This is a genomic window from Stenotrophomonas sp. PvP093, from assembly GCF_017876915.1.
Taxonomy (GTDB): Bacteria; Pseudomonadota; Gammaproteobacteria; order Xanthomonadales; family Xanthomonadaceae; genus Stenotrophomonas; species Stenotrophomonas muris.
This window is the reverse complement of record NZ_JAGIOX010000004.1, coordinates 2,499,214-2,515,692: the sequence shown is the minus strand read 5'-3', so window position 1 is coordinate 2,515,692 and position 16,479 is coordinate 2,499,214. Positions and strand designations below refer to the sequence as shown.

Annotated in this window: 15 protein-coding genes; all 15 read right to left on the bottom strand. The window is 66.7% G+C overall.

Annotated elements, in window-relative coordinates:
• Positions 1-4: 4 nt before the first annotated feature.
• The gene (locus J3A72_RS14145) at positions 5-583 is read right to left on the bottom strand and encodes a PilZ domain-containing protein (protein WP_014647052.1); all 579 of its coding nucleotides are present in this window, start codon (positions 581-583) and stop codon (positions 5-7) included.
• On the bottom strand, positions 580-873 hold the full coding sequence (locus tag J3A72_RS14140; protein WP_032959403.1) for a hypothetical protein: 294 nt from the start codon (positions 871-873) through the stop codon (positions 580-582). The genes J3A72_RS14145 and J3A72_RS14140 overlap by 4 nt, the downstream gene beginning before the upstream one ends.
• Positions 870-1,286, bottom strand: a complete 417-nt coding sequence (gene fliS / locus J3A72_RS14135; protein WP_005416447.1) for a flagellar export chaperone FliS — start codon at positions 1,284-1,286, stop codon at positions 870-872. The genes J3A72_RS14140 and fliS overlap by 4 nt, the downstream gene beginning before the upstream one ends.
• Positions 1,287-1,414: 128 nt before the next feature.
• Entirely contained in the window at positions 1,415-2,830 is a 1,416-nt protein-coding gene (gene fliD, locus J3A72_RS14130; RefSeq protein WP_014647054.1) for a flagellar filament capping protein FliD, read from the bottom strand.
• Between the two features lie 441 nt (positions 2,831-3,271).
• Positions 3,272-4,450, bottom strand: a complete 1,179-nt coding sequence (locus tag J3A72_RS14125; RefSeq protein WP_014647055.1) for a flagellin — start codon at positions 4,448-4,450, stop codon at positions 3,272-3,274.
• An 86-nt stretch (positions 4,451-4,536) separates the two neighbouring features.
• Positions 4,537-5,721: a flagellin gene (locus J3A72_RS14120; RefSeq protein ID WP_005413266.1), complete on the bottom strand. Its 1,185-nt coding sequence runs from the start codon at positions 5,719-5,721 to the stop codon at positions 4,537-4,539.
• A 72-nt stretch (positions 5,722-5,793) separates the two neighbouring features.
• A complete protein-coding gene (locus tag J3A72_RS14115; RefSeq protein ID WP_140222816.1) occupies positions 5,794-7,011 on the bottom strand; it encodes a flagellin in 1,218 nt (405 codons plus the stop codon).
• Positions 7,012-7,410: 399 nt separating this feature from the next.
• On the bottom strand, positions 7,411-8,613 hold the full coding sequence (flgL, locus tag J3A72_RS14110; RefSeq protein WP_126412109.1) for a flagellar hook-associated protein FlgL: 1,203 nt from the start codon (positions 8,611-8,613) through the stop codon (positions 7,411-7,413).
• A complete protein-coding gene (gene flgK, locus J3A72_RS14105; RefSeq protein WP_032961912.1) occupies positions 8,610-10,490 on the bottom strand; it encodes a flagellar hook-associated protein FlgK in 1,881 nt (626 codons plus the stop codon). Before flgK ends, flgL begins: the two co-directional genes overlap by 4 nt.
• A gap of 8 nt (positions 10,491-10,498) precedes the next feature.
• Complete coding sequence (flgJ, locus tag J3A72_RS14100) at positions 10,499-11,698, bottom strand: flagellar assembly peptidoglycan hydrolase FlgJ (RefSeq protein WP_014647059.1); 1,200 nt, start codon at positions 11,696-11,698, stop codon at positions 10,499-10,501.
• Position 11,699: 1 nt separating this feature from the next.
• Positions 11,700-12,836: a flagellar basal body P-ring protein FlgI gene (locus J3A72_RS14095; protein WP_140222815.1), complete on the bottom strand. Its 1,137-nt coding sequence runs from the start codon at positions 12,834-12,836 to the stop codon at positions 11,700-11,702.
• A gap of 2 nt (positions 12,837-12,838) precedes the next feature.
• The gene (gene flgH / locus J3A72_RS14090) at positions 12,839-13,531 is read right to left on the bottom strand and encodes a flagellar basal body L-ring protein FlgH (protein ID WP_140222814.1); all 693 of its coding nucleotides are present in this window, start codon (positions 13,529-13,531) and stop codon (positions 12,839-12,841) included.
• Between the two features lie 22 nt (positions 13,532-13,553).
• Positions 13,554-14,339 carry a flagellar basal-body rod protein FlgG gene (gene flgG, locus J3A72_RS14085; RefSeq protein WP_005409571.1) on the bottom strand — a complete coding sequence of 262 codons (786 nt, stop codon included), beginning with the start codon at positions 14,337-14,339 and terminating at the stop codon, positions 13,554-13,556.
• A gap of 103 nt (positions 14,340-14,442) precedes the next feature.
• Positions 14,443-15,192: a flagellar basal body rod protein FlgF gene (locus J3A72_RS14080; protein WP_032961905.1), complete on the bottom strand. Its 750-nt coding sequence runs from the start codon at positions 15,190-15,192 to the stop codon at positions 14,443-14,445.
• Between the two features lie 32 nt (positions 15,193-15,224).
• The gene (gene flgE / locus J3A72_RS14075; RefSeq protein WP_014647063.1) at positions 15,225-16,448 is read right to left on the bottom strand and encodes a flagellar hook protein FlgE; all 1,224 of its coding nucleotides are present in this window, start codon (positions 16,446-16,448) and stop codon (positions 15,225-15,227) included.
• Positions 16,449-16,479: the final 31 nt, after the last annotated feature.

Genomic DNA, 16,479 nt, shown 5'->3' with positions numbered 1-16,479 from the left:
GGTTTCAGCGTGCGCGGCGTGCCTCGGCCACCTGGCGGCGGTGCAGGCGGAACAGGTGCCGCTCCATCGCCATCTCCAGGCCATCGCCCAAACGCTGGAAGCGCAGCCACAGGAAGTGCCCGCCGCTACCGTCGGCGGCTTCTGCGACGACCTCCACCGGCAGGTCGATGTGGTCGGGCAGCCAGTCGCTGGGCTGCAGGCGCACCACGCCGGCCTGGCCGGGGCTTGCGCCACTGCGCGGGCCCAGCTGCAGGCGGATGCCACGGCGCGACCAGCGCACCGGTCGCAGGGTCAGCTCCTGGCCCTGCTGGCGCACCAGCCGGCCGAGCAGCACCATCGCCAGGTCCAGCTTGGCTTCCAAGCGCTGCAGCTGCAGGCTGGCTTCGTTGCGTTCGTCGTGCTCGTCGCCGCGGCTGTCCTCGACCAGTGCCAGGCTGCGCAGCAGGCCTTCGGCGCTGCTGGTGCGGCCGGCCGCGCTGCCCGCCTGGAACTCGGCCGGCAGGGCCAGTTCGCAGCTGAGCGTCTCGTCGAACAGCTCGCTTTCGGCCGGGTGATGCAGCGAGGTGGTCGGCAGCGAGGTCATGCCAGCGATTCTGCCTGCAGATAGGCATGCGCCGCGCGAAGGGAGCGCTGGCCGTCGTTCATCAGTGCGGCCACGGCATCACGGCGCTGGCGCAGCAGGCCGAGCAGACTCTGCTGGCGCTCGAACAGGGCGCTCAGCGGCGCGTGGTCCGCAGCGGTCAGCGGCTGGCTGAGCAGGGCGTGCAGGGTGCTGTCGTGGCCGTCGAGCAGGCTGTCTGCCTGGTCGAGGGATTCTTCGCCCAAGGCTCTCTCGAAGGCATCCAGCTGCGCATGCAGTTCCTGCAGGCTCATGGCGCCACCGCGGCCGGGCGGCGCTGTTCGTGCGGGATCGCGTTCCAGGCGCTGTCGATCTCGCCCAGCAGCTGCAGCGATTCATCCAGCGCGGCACGGTCGTTGTGCAGGTTGGCCTCGGTCAGGCGCTGCAGCACGTAGTCGTACAGCGCAGACAGATTTCCGGCGATCTCGCCACCGGCCTCATGGTCCAGCGAGCCGTTGAGGTGGCCGACGATCGCGCAGACTTCGCCGATCGCCTTGCCCTTGCCGGCCTGGTCACCGCGTTCAAGGCTGGCCAGGGCGCGGCGCACGCGCTCCAGCGCGCCGGCCAGCAGCATCGCCACCAGCTTGTGTGGATCGGCATCGGCGACCGCACTGGTCACCCCCACCTGGCGGTACTGCTCGGCATATTGACGGCTGGAACCGTACATTCGTGATTCTCCTTGCGCGGGGTGCCGTCGGGTGATCGCGGGGACCGGTGCCGACGGCGCGGCGATGATTGCTGTTGCGTCCGTTATCGGTGCATTGCGCGGCAAACTTGAGTGCCGTGCATGTTCCGTCAGCGGTTCAACTGGGCCAGCTGCTGCTGCAGCGCGGTGTTGCTCTGCTGCAGCTTGCCCATCAGGCTGTCCAGCGCCAGGAACTGCTTCTTGTAGCGCTCTTCCACGCTCTTCATGCGCGTGTCGAGGTCCTTGCGGCGCTTGTCGATGTTGTCCAGCGTGGTGTTCAGGCCCTTGGTGCGGGCAACGAAGGCGCCTTCCTTGCCGACCGTGGTGCTGACATAGCCGTCGACCAGCGTGTACAGCTTGCCGGCACCGCCGGTATCACCGGTGATCGCCTGGCGCATCTTCTCCGGCTGGCTGGCCAGTGCGGCGGCGAACTTGGTGGTGTCCAGGATCAGCGTGCCGTCGGCATTGGGATAGCCACGGGTATCCAGGCCGATCGCCTTGGCATCGAGCTTGTCACCGGCCAGGTCCTTGAGCACGCTCGACATCACCGAGCGCAGCTGGCTGGTGGCGCCGCGCATCTGCGCATCGCCGGTCAGCGTGGAGGCTTCCTTGGTCTTGGCGTCGTACTTGGTTTCGGTGTTGATCGCCGCCAGTGCAGCGTTGTAGGCGGTGACGAACTCCTGCATCACCTTGGTGGCTGCCGCAGTGTCCGTGCTGATGGTCACCGTGCTGGTGCCCGGCATCTTCAGGTTCAGGGTCAGGCCCGGAACCGCATCGGCCACGGTGTTGCTGGCGCTGACGACCTTCACACCATCGATGGTCAGCTCGGCGTCGGCGGCGGCGGTGTTCTGCTTGAGGCTGTTGACCAGGCCGCCCAGTTTGGCGTCGCTGCCGGCGTATTCGAGCTTGATCGCGTTGGCGGCACCGGTCTTCTCCTGGGCGATCGACAGGTACTGGTTGTCGCCGGAGCTGATCAGGGTGGCCTGCACGCCTTCCTTGCGGCCGGCCGCATCGATCTTGTTGCGGATGGTGGTCAGCGTGTCGCCGTCCTCCACCTCCACGTTCATGGTCTTGGCCTTGTCGCCCACGCCAACGGTCAGCGTCAAGGTTCCGGCAGCAAACGTGTCGGTCTTGGGTACCGAGGTATCGGCGATCAGTTTGTGCGCTGTCGCCAGCGAGGTGACATTGACCACGTGCGTGCCGTTGGAGGCCGCAGCCTTGGTGGTGCCAACGTCATACAGCGCGACCGATGCCGTCAGGATCTCGTCGGTGCCCTTGTCGCCGCCCTTGCTGGCGGTCACCGTGCGCGTGTCGAACGCCGTGGTGGCCTTCAGTGCGGTCAGCGCCGTCTTCAGCTTGTCGAAGGCAGAGGTGATGGTGCCGATCGACGACAACTGCATCTTGGCCTTGGACTGCTGCAGGTTCAGCGCATTGTCGGCGGGCTTGCGGTCAGCTGCGACCAGCTGGTTGACGATGCTGGAAATATCCAGTCCCGAGCCAATGCCACCGTATCCAAAGTCTGCCACGTCGTTTCTCCTGGTATCCGGGCCCGGCCGCCGTGCGGTGGCCCGTCGTCAACGAAAATAGCGGCCTGCGCCGCTGGGTCTTGAGGACTTCGTCGATGCACGTGCCGTGCCAATCGCCTGGCGCGGGTTCTGGCACGCGGGTTGCAGGAGGGCTGGGGCAGGGTGCGGGTAGGTTCACCGCGGGCTGCCGGGAGTCTGCAAAAAGCCCTCCCCCAATGCAGGGGAGGGATCAGGCTACTGACAATCGGGGGGAGACGAAGCCGCCCGGTACGTACAGTCAAAGGTACAGCGCTGAAAGAGAGGTCCGCAGGAGCGGGCGATGCCAAGCCGGTTCGGGAGTGATCCCGGGCCGGGCATGGCCCGCGCCTTCGTGCATCGTGGCTTCCCGGTTGCCGCTACCGTCGGTTCGACCCGACGGTAGCGGCGCCTTCTTGCCGTGGATCAGCGCAGCAGGCTGAGCACGCCCTGCGGCACCTGGTTGGCCTGGGCCAGCATGGCCGTACCGGCCTGCTGCAGGATCTGGGTGCGGGTCAGTTCGGCGGTTTCCTTGGCGAAGTCGGTGTCCTTGATGCGGCTGCGCGATGCCGACAGGTTTTCCGACGAGGTCTGCAGGTTGGCCACGACCGAGGTGAAGCGGTTCTGGATCGCACCGAGGTCGGCGCGGGTGCTGTTGATCGCACCCAGAGCCTTGTCGACCACTTCCAGCGCCTGCTGGGCGCCGAGCACGGTGCTCACGTCCAGCTTCTGCACGTTGGCCGAGGTATCGGTGCCGGCAGTGTAGGCGCCCGCAGCTGCCGCGGTGCCCCAGGTCTTGGCGGTCGCGTCGTAGTCGCTGCGCATCAGGGCGATATCGGCGGCGGCGACAGCCTTGCCTTCCTTCACCGAGCTCAGCTTCAGGGTGCCGTCGGCATTGGCTTCGGCGTAGATGCCGGCCTCGCCGATCTTGGCGTTGATGGCGGTGGCGACGGCCTTGGAGGCATCGGCCGTGGTGGCGCCGGCCTTCACTTCAACCGTGCCGATGTCCACGCCCATCACGGTGCCGGAGAAACGGGCGCCGTCGGTGCTGGCAGCCAGGGCGGCAGTCGCGCCGGTGGCGAAGGTCGAGGTGCCCAGCGAGCCGGCCTTGGCATCGATGGTCTTGTCGATGGCGATGGCCTGGCCGGCATTGGCGCCGACCTGGAACAGCTGGCTGGAGAAGGTGCCGTCCAGCAGCTTGGTGCCGTTGAAGTCCGACTGCTTGGCGACGCGGTCGATTTCCGAGACCAGCTGGGTCACTTCGGCCTGCAGCGCCTTGCGGTCGCTGGCCGAGTTGGTGGCGTTGGAGGCCTGCACCGACAGCTCGCGGACGCGCTGCAGGTTGTTGCCGATTTCGGTCAGCGAACCTTCGGCGACCTGGGCCAGCGAGATGCCGTCGTTGGCATTGCGGATGGCGACGTCGGTACCGCGGATCTGGGTGCCGAAGCGTTCGGAGATCGCCAGGCCGGCGGCGTCGTCCTTGGCGCTGTTGATGCGCGAACCGGAGGACAGGCGCTGGATGGTGGTAGCCAGCGAGCTGCCGCTGGTGCTCAGGTTGCGCTGAGCATTCAGGGACATCGTATTGGTGTTGATGACTTGTGCCATGGTGCTTTTCCTTTGGCGAAGGTGGAACGTGTTTCAGGATCCGGGCGCCGCGTCATGCGGCGCCCGGAGGTCGATCAGCGAGCGGATCAGCGCAGCAGGCTGAGCACGCCCTGCGGCACCTGGTTGGCCTGGGCCAGCATGGCCGTACCGGCCTGCTGCAGGATCTGGGTGCGGGTCAGTTCGGCGGTTTCCTTGGCGAAGTCGGTGTCCTTGATGCGGCTGCGGGAAGCCGACAGGTTTTCCGACGAGGTCTGCAGGTTGGCCACGACCGAGGTGAAGCGGTTCTGGATCGCACCGAGGTCGGCGCGGGTGCTGTTGATCGCACCCAGGGCCTTGTCGACGATTTCCATCGCCTGCTGGGCGCCCTTCACGGTGCTGACGTCCAGGTCGCTGGCGTACTTGGCGGCCGGTGCGGCCGTCGAGGCGGTGAAGGTCGGCGCGGTGGCGCCGGTCCAGGTGCCCGGGGTCGCGGTGATGGCCTTGAACGAGCCATCGGCGTTGACGCTGTCCTTGACCGAGGTCAGGGTCACGCCAGCGGTGCCGTTCACTTCCGCGAACACGCCGGTCTCGCCGATCTTGGCGTTGATCGCGGTCACCAGTGCTTCACGCGAGGCCTTGCCGGTGGCAGCGGCGTCGGCGCCCTGCTTGACCGAGACATCGGCAATGGCAACGCCATTGATCTGCAGGCCGCTGGTGCTGAAATCAGCGTTGGTGCCCGGGTCGGCCAGGGCCAGCGCGTTGGTGTCGAACTTGGCGCCGCCCAGGGCGTTGGCCTTGGCATCGATGGTCTTGTCGATGGCGATGGCCTGGCCGGCGTTGGCACCGACCTGGAACAGCTGGCTGGAGAACGAACCGTCCAGCAGCTTGGTGCCGTTGAAGTCCGACTGCTTGGCGACGCGGTCGATTTCCGAGACCAGCTGGGTCACTTCGGCCTGCAGCGCCTTGCGGTCGCTGGCCGAGTTGGTGGCGTTGGAGGCCTGCACCGACAGCTCGCGGACGCGCTGCAGGTTGTTGCCGATTTCGGTCAGCGAACCTTCGGCGACCTGGGCCAGCGAGATACCGTCGTTGGCATTGCGGATGGCGACGTCGGTACCGCGGATCTGCGTGCCGAAGCGCTCGGAGATCGCCAGGCCGGCGGCGTCGTCCTTGGCGCTGTTGATGCGCGAACCGGAGGACAGGCGCTGGATGGTGGTAGCCAGCGAGCTGCCGCTGGTGCTCAGGTTACGCTGAGCATTCAACGACATCGTATTGGTGTTGATGACTTGTGCCATGAGGAGAGGTCCTTGAGCGGTTGCACGTGAGTTGGGTTAGACGCCCCCGACGTGCCCCGGGGGCGGCTCATGTCAGCGCTGCAACAGGCTGAGCACGTTCTGCGGTACCTGGTTGGCTTGGGCCAGCATGGCCGTACCGGCCTGCTGCAGGATCTGGGTGCGGGTCAGTTCGGCGGTTTCCTTGGCGAAGTCGGTATCGCGGATGCGGCTGCGCGATGCGGACAGGTTCTCCGAGGAGGTCTGCAGGTTGGCGACCACCGAGGTGAAGCGGTTCTGGATCGCGCCGAGGTCGGCGCGGACGCTGTTGACCGATTCCAGGGCCTTGTCGACGATCGACATCGCCTTCTGTGCGCCTTCGGCGGTGGTGACGTTCAGGTCCTTGACGAAGCTGGCCGCTGCACCGGTCAGGGTGCCGCCGTTGGTGCTGGTCTCGGTCAGGCCCAGGCCGGCGAGGGTCGCGGCGGTGGCGCCGGCCGGCGGAGTCGCCGCGCTGACACCCAGGGCGAAGGTCTGGCCATCCTTGACCGAGGCCAGGCTGACGACGCCGGTATTGACCGAGGCAACCACGCCGGTTTCGCCCAGCTTGTTGTTGATCGCCGCGGCGGTGGCCGAGGTGATCGATTCGCCGGCCTTCACCGTGAAGTCGCTGATGGTGACCGTGGTGGCGGTGCCGCCGGGCGGGGTCACCGAGACCTGCAGGCCGGAGTAGGTGGTGTCGGCCGTCGCCTTGTCCACCGCCAGTGCGGTGCCGGTATAACCGTTGGCGAAGGTGGCCGCGCCCAGCGAATCGGCCTTGGCGTTGACCACGCTGTTGATGGCGATGGCCTGGCCTGCGTTGGCGCCCACCTGGAACAGCTGGCTGGTGAAGCTGCCGTCCAGCAGCTTGGTGCCGTTGAAGTCGGCCTGCTTGGCGACGCGGTCGATCTCGCTGACCAGCTGGGTCACTTCAGCCTGCAGGGCCTTGCGGTCGCTGGCCGAATTGGTGGCGTTGGAAGCCTGCACGCCCAGTTCGCGGATGCGCTGCAGGTTGTTGCCGACTTCGTTCAGCGAACCTTCGGCGACCTGGGCCAGCGAGATGCCGTCGTTGGCGTTGCGGATGGCCACGTCCAGACCACGGATCTGGGTGGTGAAGCGCTCGCTGATGGCCAGGCCGGCCGCGTCGTCCTTCGCGCTGTTGATGCGCAGGCCGGACGAGAGGCGCTGGATGGTGGTGGCGAGCGAGCTGCCGCTGGTGCTCAGGTTGCGCTGGGCGTTGAGCGACATCGTATTGGTGTTGATTACCTGTGCCATGGGGTCGTCTCCTCTTATATGGAACCCGTTGGTGAATGAAACGAAGCGCCGCCTGTTTTTTTGTGTGGCTGTGTGCTTCGCCGTTGCCAAATGAATAACGGCGCTTTGTCAACAACCTTTAGCCGTGAATTCCGTTGAAGCCAGAATTCGTTGCCTGAAGCTGTTTTCCCGGGGTTTTCAGCCCTGTTGCCAGGGTGGAAGCGGCCCCGGGAGGGGCGGTCGGGCAGGGCCTGACCAGCGCTGATGAAGGTATCGGCGGGGTCGGGCCGGGCTTGATGGAGAATCACGGAAAATCGGTCGGCGACGGCCAGGTGGCCGCGCAGCGGCGGGCAGGCGCGCAAACGAAAAAGGCCGCGATGCAGGGCATCGCGGCCTTTCGGGACTGACGCGGGCGGCGCGTCAGCGCAGCTTGTTGAACAGCGACATCGACTGCATCTGCGAGAAGATCGTCTGCGCCGCCTGCAGCGCGGTGCTCTGCAGCTGGTACTGGCTCAGCGCATCGGCGTAATCCAGGTCGCGCATCTGCGACAGCGTGGTCTTCAGGGTCACGCCATTGGCCTCGCGCATGTCGGCGGCATTGTCCAGCGCCTTCAACTGCGCACCGCCTGCGGCACGCGAATCGATCATCCGCTCGGAAGCGCGCGCCACGTCGCGCAGTGCGCTCTGCAGCTGGTTCTGCTGCGCAGTCATCTGCGCGGTGGTACCGGTGTCGGCACCCAGCGCCGCCACCAGGTTGTCCATGGTGGAGAAGATGTCGCGGCTGCTGGCGGCCTGTACGCTGAAGCTGTCGCCCGCTGCCGGTGCGCCGGTGATGCGCAGGCGCACACCGTTCACTTCCAGATCGTCGCCGGCCTTGTAGGTGCCGGTTCCGGTCACGTTGCCCGCACCGTCCACCACCTCGTATTGGTTGCCAGTGGTGAAGCGCACGCTGAAGCCCTGGCCGTTCCAGCTGTCGCTGCCGTCGCGGGTGATGTTGGTGAGCACGCCGTTGCCGGTGTTGCCGGCCGCAGCGCTGCCGTCGACGAAGCCATCGCCGGTGGGAATGCGCATGAAGATCTCGCTGCCGGGCAGCGCGTCCTTCACGTAGGTATCCGGACCGACTTCAACCTGGCGCTGGGTCTGGTCGCCACGGTAGACCACTTTGCCGTTGATCTTGGCAAACGGCGGGTCGCCGTCGTTGGTGCCACCGAACACGTAGCGGCCGGTGCCATCATCGGCGTTGGCCAGCGACAGCAGGCCGTCGCGGATCTGGTTGACCTCGGTGATCAGCGTCTTCTTGTCCGCCGCGCTCAGCGCCGGATTGCTGGCCTGGATGGTCAGATCGTTGACGCGTGCCATCAGCTCGTTGACCTGTGCCAGGGTGTTTTCCTGCACGCCCAGGCGGTTCTGCACGTTGCCGGCATTGAGCTTCATGCGGTCCAGTGCAGCCAGGCTGCGGTCAAGGCCGACCGCAGTGCCGGCGGCAACCGGATCGTCCTTGGCGCTGACGATCTTGCTGCCGGTGGCGATCTGCTGCTCCAGGTGGCTGAGCTTGGCCTGCTTGGCCATCATCAGCGACACCGACTGGTTGAACATCATGCTGGTGGAGATGCGGCTGCTCATCGGCGGACGGCTCCCAGGATGGTCTGGAACATGCTGTCGGCGGTCGAGATCAGCTGCGAGGCGGCCTGGTAGGCCTGCTGCAGGCGCAGCATGTCCGCCGCTTCCTCGTCCAGGTTCACGCCGGAGACTTCGTCGCGGGCTTCCTGCGCCTTGTCATTGATCACCAGCTGCGCGTCGAGCGAGTACTCGGCCGAGCGGGCGGCGGCGCCGACCTGGGTGGTCAGGCCACCCAGCGCGCCGTTCAGTGTCACCGTTCCGGCGTTGAACGCCTTCGCGCTTTCCACCTTGGCCAGCTTCGACGCGTTGCTGTTGTCCGACGAACCGGCCGGGGTCGGGGTGATGTTGAAGGTATCGCCCACCTTCGGTGCACCGTCCAGCACGAAGCTCCAGCCGTTGGCGCTGATGGTCTGGCCGGGCGTGTAGGTCTGCGGCGGCCCACCGTCGATGGTGTAGGTGGTGGCCGAGGTGAACACGATCGCCGACGGATTGCGCAGGTTGGCGTTGGTCGAATCGGTGACGGTGACACCGCTCAGCTTGCCGGTACCGGTGTTGGCGGTGGCGGCCGCGCCCTTCACCGCTGCAGCGGCGGCGATGCGCGACGGATCGGTGATTGCCACTTCCATGCTGCCGGCCACGCCCGCGGTCGGCTGCAGCAGGAAGCGGTCATTTGCAGCCGGCGTACCGCCGACGACCAGCTTGACGCCGTTGATCACCAGCGGATCGGCGGCGGTGCCGGTGCCGGTCAGCGGGATGCTGGCGCCGGTGTCGGCGCGGCTGGCCTTCCAGTTGGTGCCATCGAACTGCAGCACCACGTTCTGCGCGTCCAGCTTGCCCAGGTCGCCGTAGGTTGCGCTGAGGCTGGCGGTGCCGGTATTGCTGTTGTTGCCGGTGACGCGCGGGTTGCCGATGGTGAAGAAGTCCCCGCCCAGCTGGCCATACAGGTCCACGCCCTGGTGGTGCGCCTGGTTGAAGCTCTCGGCCAGGCCCACCGCCAGCTTGCCCAGTTCAGCCTGGGCAGGGGTCAGCACGGTGTCGCGGAATTCCAGCAGGCCACCGATCTGGCCGCCGACCGCCTTCGGGTCGAGGCGGATGGTGTTGCCCTGGGTCTCCAGCGCCAACTGCAGGCGCTCGGGCTGGTACGGGTCGGCCACGGTGGTGACCTTGGTCGCCGTGGTACCCACCACCAGCGCGTTGCCGCCGGCGGTGTAGACATTCATGATGCCGCCGTCCTGGATCACCGCCGTGCCACCGGTGTAGCCGATCAGCTGGGTGATCAGCTGGTCGCGGCGGTCGAGCAGATCGGGTGCGGCAGAGGCGATGTTGGTGCCGATGGCGCCGTTGATCTGCGCGATTTCCTGCGCCAGGCGGTTGACCTCGGTGGCACCGGCCAGCAGGCCGTTGTTGACCTCGCTGTTGAGGTTGTTCAAGTGCGTGTTGAGCTGCACGAAGCGGTTGGCCAAGGCCTTGCCGCCGTCGAGCATGTTCTGGCGGTCGGCGGTGCCGGCCGCGTTGGACGACAGGCCACTGACCGAATCGAAGAAGTTCGACCAGACGCCGGCCACATTGGTGGCCGCATCGGAGAACAGCGCGTTGACCCGGTCGGCCATGCCCGAAAGCTGTTTCAGGCGCGCCAGTTCACCGCTGCTGTCGAGCAGGCGCGAGATCGCCAGCTGGTCGGCAGTGCGGCGGATGTCAGTGATCCGGGTGCCGTTGCCGACCGTGCCATAGCCGTAGTTCTGCGGGTCGGCGGTAGCGAAGTTGACCTTCTGCCGGCTGTAGCCGGGCGTATTGAGGTTGGCCACGTTGTGGCTGGTGGTCGCCAACGCACGCTGGAAGGCGAGCAGGGCACCGGTACCGGTGGAAAGTACGCTGGACATGGGGTTCCTCAACGACGGGTGATACCCAGCGCCGCGGTCGCGGTGCTGGCGAAGGTCTGGCCAAGGCGCGCGCCGGCGTCGGTCACGGCCGCTACGGCACGCTCGATGGTCGGGCCGCCGGCGATCGCGGCGATCTTGGCCGCATAGCGCGGGTCGGTGGCATAGCCGGCGCGCTGCAGGCCACGGGCGAAGCCCTGCACGTCGGTGCCGGCCTGCAGGGCCTGCTGGTAGCGCGGGCTGGTCTTCAGCAGGCGCACGTAGTCGGCGAAGCTTTCGGCCGGCGAGCTGTAGGCGCGGAAGCTGGCGGTTTCGTTGCGGCGTACGCCATCCACGTATTCGTGGGTGCCGGCTTCAACGCGCTGGCCGCTCCAGCCGGTGGCCTTGATGCCGAACAGATTGTGCGAGGTACTGCCGTCGGACTGGCGGATGTGGCGCTTGCCCCAGCCGGTTTCCAACGCGGCCTGGGCGACCAGCGCACGGGCATCCACGCCCAGTTCCCTGGCCGCGCTCTGCGCGTGCTGCCAGATGCTGGCGACGAAACCTTCCGGCGTGTGCGGCCCCAGCTGGGCCACGGCGGTGCGGGTAGCCATCGCATCGGCTTGGCTCATGGCCGTACCGCGGTTGCTGGCCGTCGCCGACCACTGGTCGTTGTTGGTGGACCAGTCCTCGCCCTGCAGGTTGCCGATGTACGGATCCTCGGTGCCCAGCGAGCGGTGCAGGCTGCTGCTTTCGCGACCGGCGATCAGGTCCAGTGCCTGTTCCATCGGTGCCAGCGCGGCCTGCGCGCCGTGCTGTGCGCCGGCCGCCATCTGCTGCAGCATGCGCACGGCCTGGCTGCCATCTTCCAACGGCAGCGACGGTGCCGGCTTGTCCGGCGCGTTGAGCTGGTAGGCGCGGCTGGCCTTGGCCGGATCCACGCGGGTATCCAGCGCGGGGCCGTCGGCGGCCTGGCCGGACAGCTGGCGGCTGATCATGCCGGACAGGCCCAGCCCCTTGCCGCGGGTCATCGCCTCGGCGATCTTCTGGTCGTACATGTCGCGGAACATCTTGTTCTCGCCGGGAAACAGCGAGTCGCCGAAACTGGCATCACGCATGCTCTTGACCAGCATCTGTGCGAACTGGCCTTCCAGCTGGCGTGCGACCTTGTCGATCTTCGCCGGGTCGTTCTGCTGCGCCGGGTGCAGGTCGAATGCGGGATTGATGCGCATGTCAGATCACCTCGAGCTCGGCACTCAATGCGCCGGCCTGCTTCAGGGCTTCCAGGATCGCGATCAGGTCGCCCGGCGCCGCGCCCACGGCGTTCACCGCGTGCACGATCTCGTCCAGGGTGGTGCCGCCGCTGAACTTGAACATGCGGCTGCCGTCGTTGGTGGCGGTGATGGTCGACTGTGGGCTGGCCACGGTACGGCCACCGGACAGGGCATTGGGTTGGCTGACGTTGGTGTTCTCCTGGATCGTCACCGTCAGCGAACCATGCGAGATCGCGGCAGGGCCGACCCGCACCTGCTGGCCGATGACCACGGTGCCGGTGCGGGAATTGACCACGACCTTGGCCGGGGCGCTGCCCGGGGTCAGCTCCAGGTTCTCGATGCGGGCCAGCAGGCCGATGCGTGCGCCCGGATCGGTCGGCGCAGTCACGGCCACGGTCACGCCGTCGACCGCACGCGCGGCGCCTTCGCCGAACGCGTTGTTGAGTGCGGCGACCATGCGCGAAACGGTGGTGAAATCGTTGTTGTGCAGGTTCAGCGTGATGTCGCCGCCATTGGTCAGCGGGTCGGGCAGGGCACGCTCGACCGTGGCGCCATTGGGAATGCGGCCCACGCTCGGTACGTTCACCGAAACCCGCGAACCATCCTTGCCCTGCGCACCAAAGCCGCCGACGATCAGGTTGCCCTGCGCGATCGCATAGATCTGGCCGTCGGCGCCGCGCAGCGGGGCCATCAGCAGCGAGCCGCCGCGCAGCGAGACGGCGTTGCCGATCGACGACACGGTGATGTCGATCGGCTGGCCCGGCTTGGCGAACGGCGGCAGCTCGGCATGGATCGCGACGGCCGCAACATTCTTCAGCTGCGGATTGACGTTGGCCGGTACGTTCACGCCCAGCTCGCCGAGCAGGTTCTTCAGGCTCTGCACGGTGAAGGGCGCCTGGCTGGTGCGGTCGCCGCTGCCATCCAGGCCGACCACCAGGCCGTAGCCCACCAGGGCGTTACCACGCACGCCGCCGACCTGGGCCAGGTCCTTGATGCGCTCGGCGCTGGCCGGGGCTGCCACGACCAGCAGCATCAGCGCGACGAACGACGCCACGCGGCGCTGCCAGGAAGAAGAGGGGAGGAGTTTCATGGCCATACTCAGAACGGCGTCAGGCCGGAATTGAAGAAGCGGCTCAGCCAGCCCATCGCGTTGGACTGCGCGACCGGGCCGCGGCCGCCGTAGACGATGCGGGCTTCGGCCACGCGGCTGGAAGGAATGGTGTTGTCCTGGTTGATGTCGCCCGGGCGCACGATGCCCTGCACCTGCACCAGTTCATCACCCTGGTTCAGTCGCAGGTTCTTCTGCCCCTGTACCACCAGGTTGCCATTGGGCAGGCGCTGGATCACCGTGACGGTGACACTGCCCTGCAGGCGGTTGCTCTGCGCGCTGTTGCCCTTGCCGGTGAAGTCACGCGCGCCCTTGGCCGTCGCACTGAGGATGTCCTTGCCGCCCAGGGTGACCGGCGCACCGAGGATGGACGGCGTGCCCAGGCTCAGGTTGGATTCCTTGTTGGTGGCCGTGTTGGCGCTGGTCTGCGCGGTGGTGTTTTCCAGCAGGGTGATGGTCAGCAGGTCGCCGACATCGCGTGCGCGGCGGTCCGAGTACAGCTGCAGGGTCGGGCCGGCAGCGTAGATCGCACCGGCGGTCGGCGCGGCCTGCGGCGGCATGATCGGCTGGATCGGTGCCATCGCCGCGTAGGGGCGCACGTCGCCGGCGATCACGCAGCCACCGAGCAGGGCGACCACGGCGCAGGCGAGGGCAGTGCGGGTGAATCTGGAAATGGGCGACATGGCGGTTTCCCGGTTGGGCCGGTCAGAGCTTGTTGTTGAGATAGCCGAGCATCGAGTCGGTGGTGGAGATCGCCTTGGCGTTCATTTCGTAGGCGCGCTGGGTTTCGATCATCGACACCAGCTCTTCGACCACATTGACGTTGCTGCCTTCCAGCGCGCCCTGCACCACGGTGCCGAGGCCGTTGAGCCCGGGATTGCCGTTCTGTGCCGGACCGGAAGCGGTGGTTTCCAGGAACAGGTTCTCGCCGCGCGCCTGCAGGCCGGCCGGATTGACGAAGTCGGTCAGGGTCAGCGCACCCACTTCCACTGACGCCGCGCCGTCGGCCATCTTCACGCTGATGGTGCCGTCGGTACCGATGGTCACCGACTGTGCGCCCTCGGGAATCTGGATGCCCGGCTGCACCGGGTAGCCGCTGTTGGTGACCAGCTCGCTGTCCTGGTTGATCTTGAACGAGCCATCACGGGTGTAGGCCGAGCTGCCGTCGGGCATCTGCACTTCGAAGAAGCCGCGGCCGTTGACCATCACGTCCAGCGCACGGCCGGTCTGCTGCTGGCCACCCTGCTCAAAATTCTTGGCGGTGGCGACCACGCGTACGCCGGTACCCAGCTGCAGGCCGGTCGGCAGCTGGGTCTGCGCCGACGAAGAGCCGCCGGGCTGGCGCACCTGCTGGTACAGCAGGTCCTCGAAGCTGGCACGGTCCTGCTTGAAGCCGGTGGTGTTGGTGTTGGCGAGGTTGTTGGAAACCACCGACATGCGCATCTGCTGCGCATCCAGTCCGGTTTTCGCGATCCACAATGCCTGGTTCATCTTCGGTGTCCTGTCTGGGTAAAGCCGGCCGCGCGATGCGGCCCCTGGTAACGGGTGTGCAAGCGGTGTGCCAGCGCCGCGCCCGGGCGGCGCCGGAATTCCGTCAGCTGCCCAGGCGCAGCAGGCTGTTGGCACTGCGCGCGTTGTCGTCGCCGTGCTTGATCACCTGCACCTGCATTTCGTACTGGCGCTGCAGCTGGATCATCTGCACCAGTGCACCGGCGGCATCGACGTTGCTGCCTTCCAGCTGGCCGCTGTGCACGGCCGTGCCCTGTGCCGGTGCGAACGGCTGCAGTGGGTCGGTGTTGCGGAACAGGCCATCCAGGCCACGCTCGAGGCGCTCGTCCGGCGCCTGTACCACCTTGATCCGGCCGATCTGCGCCATGGTCTGCGGGCCTTCGCCCTGCGGGATGATCGAGAGCGTGCCGTCGGCACCGATTTCCATCGCCTGGTAGGGCGGAATGGCGATCGGGTTGTTGTTGTCATCCAGTACCGGACGGCCGCTGGAGGTCACCAGCTGGCCGTTCGGGGTGACCGACAATGCAGCGCCGCGCGTGTACGCCTCACTGCCGTCGCTGGACTGCACGGCCAGCCAGGTGCCGGTCTGCAGGGACAGATCCAGCGGCTTGCCGGTGATGTGCTGCGAGCCGGGCGTACGGTTGAAGCCGGCGTCGACGTGCAGCGCATCCACCCGCGAGGCAAAGCCCGGGCCCTTGATCGGGAACGCTTCGGTGTTGGCCAGCGCTTCCTTGAAGCCAGGGGTGTCCGAGTTGGCGAGGTTGTGGCTGAGCGTTCCCTGCGCCTGCAGGGAGGCGCGGGCACCGGTCATCGCCACGTAAAGGGCTTTATCCATGCGGGGAGTTCCGTGACAGGGTCAGCAGCTCATCAACGGATGTTGATGACGGTCTGGGTGATCTGGTCCTGCGTGGTGATCATCTGCGCGTTGGCCTGGAAGTTGCGCTGCGCGGTGATCATGTTGACCAGCTGCTCGGTGAGATCGACGGTGGACGCTTCCAGCGAGCCGGCCTGGATCTTGCCGAGGTTGGAGGTGTCCGGCATGCCGGTGCGCGGCGTGCCCGATTCGAAGGTCTCCACCCACAGGTTGTTGCCCTTCGATTCCAGGCCCTGCGTGTTGTTGAAGGTGGTCAGGGCGACCTGGCCCAGCGGCTTGTCGTCGCCGTTGGAATAGCGGGCGTAGACCACGCCGGATTCGGACACGGTCACTTCGTTGAGCTTGCCGGCGGCATAGCCGTCCTGCTGGGTATTGCGCAGGGCGAACTTCTCGCCGTACTGGGTGGAGCCGCTGATGTCCAGCGTCATGTTCAACTGGCCGGCACCGGTGGTCGGGGTGAAGGTGCCGAGGCTGACCTTGCCGTTGGCAGGTGCGACCAGCTTACCGCTGTTGTCGAAGGTGACCGGCGTCGGTGCGCCGGCCGGCTGGCCATCGACGTAATTGCGCACGGTCCATTCGTTGGGGTTGGCGCCCTTGACGAAGTACGAGACCTGGATGTGGCTCACGCCCAGCGAGTCGTACACGGTGATGCCACCGCTGGAGTGGTTGTAGCTGTTCGAATCGGCCGGGTCGAAGGTCGCCACCGTCGGTTGCTTGGCGTTGGCCGGCAGGGTGAAGCCAACCTTCACTTCGCTGGTCTGCTTCGGCGGGCTGTCGGTGGTCAGCAGCTGCAGGTCGACCAGGCGGCCTGCATCGAAGTTGGTGCCATCGGCATTCGGCGCGAACACCTGCAGGCGCGCACCCTGCGGGTTGACCACGTAGCCGGCCGAGTCGGTCTGGAAGTTGCCGGCGCGCGAGTACACGCGCGAACCATTCATGTTCATGGTGAAGAAGCCTTCACCGGAAATGGCCATGTCCAGGCTGCGCCCGGTCTGCTCGTTGTGGCCCTGGATGAACTGCTGGGCGACGTTGGAAACGCGCACGCCCGAGCCGGTCTGGTTCTTCGACAGGCCGTAGCTGGTCGAAGCGAACAGGTCGGCGAACTCCGCGCGCGACTGCTTGAAGCCGGTAGTGTTGACGTTGGCGACGTTGTTGGCGGTGACGCTCAGGTCGGTGTTGGCGGCGTTGATGCCGGACAGCGAGACATTGAAGCCCATGGGATGCTCCTGGTTGATGCGGAAGGTGCGG

What these genes read in the sequence shown, in the direction of transcription:
- J3A72_RS14145 (WP_014647052.1), bottom strand. Translation starts at nt 583, where the DNA reads ATGACCTCGCTGCCGACCACCTCGCTGCATCACCCGGCCGAAAGCGAG.
- J3A72_RS14140 (WP_032959403.1), bottom strand. Translation starts at nt 873, where the DNA reads ATGAGCCTGCAGGAACTGCATGCGCAGCTGGATGCCTTCGAGAGAGCC.
- fliS (WP_005416447.1), bottom strand. Translation starts at nt 1,286, where the DNA reads ATGTACGGTTCCAGCCGTCAATATGCCGAGCAGTACCGCCAGGTGGGG.
- J3A72_RS14125 (WP_014647055.1), bottom strand. Translation starts at nt 4,450, where the DNA reads ATGGCACAAGTCATCAACACCAATACGATGTCCCTGAATGCTCAGCGC.
- J3A72_RS14120 (WP_005413266.1), bottom strand. Translation starts at nt 5,721, where the DNA reads ATGGCACAAGTCATCAACACCAATACGATGTCGTTGAATGCTCAGCGT.
- J3A72_RS14115 (WP_140222816.1), bottom strand. Translation starts at nt 7,011, where the DNA reads ATGGCACAGGTAATCAACACCAATACGATGTCGCTCAACGCCCAGCGC.
- flgL (WP_126412109.1), bottom strand. Translation starts at nt 8,613, where the DNA reads ATGAGCAGCCGCATCTCCACCAGCATGATGTTCAACCAGTCGGTGTCG.
- flgK (WP_032961912.1), bottom strand. Translation starts at nt 10,490, where the DNA reads ATGTCCAGCGTACTTTCCACCGGTACCGGTGCCCTGCTCGCCTTCCAG.
- flgJ (WP_014647059.1), bottom strand. Translation starts at nt 11,698, where the DNA reads ATGCGCATCAATCCCGCATTCGACCTGCACCCGGCGCAGCAGAACGAC.
- J3A72_RS14095 (WP_140222815.1), bottom strand. Translation starts at nt 12,836, where the DNA reads ATGGCCATGAAACTCCTCCCCTCTTCTTCCTGGCAGCGCCGCGTGGCG.
- flgH (WP_140222814.1), bottom strand. Translation starts at nt 13,531, where the DNA reads ATGTCGCCCATTTCCAGATTCACCCGCACTGCCCTCGCCTGCGCCGTG.
- flgG (WP_005409571.1), bottom strand. Translation starts at nt 14,339, where the DNA reads ATGAACCAGGCATTGTGGATCGCGAAAACCGGACTGGATGCGCAGCAG.
- J3A72_RS14080 (WP_032961905.1), bottom strand. Translation starts at nt 15,192, where the DNA reads ATGGATAAAGCCCTTTACGTGGCGATGACCGGTGCCCGCGCCTCCCTG.
- flgE (WP_014647063.1), bottom strand. Translation starts at nt 16,448, where the DNA reads ATGGGCTTCAATGTCTCGCTGTCCGGCATCAACGCCGCCAACACCGAC.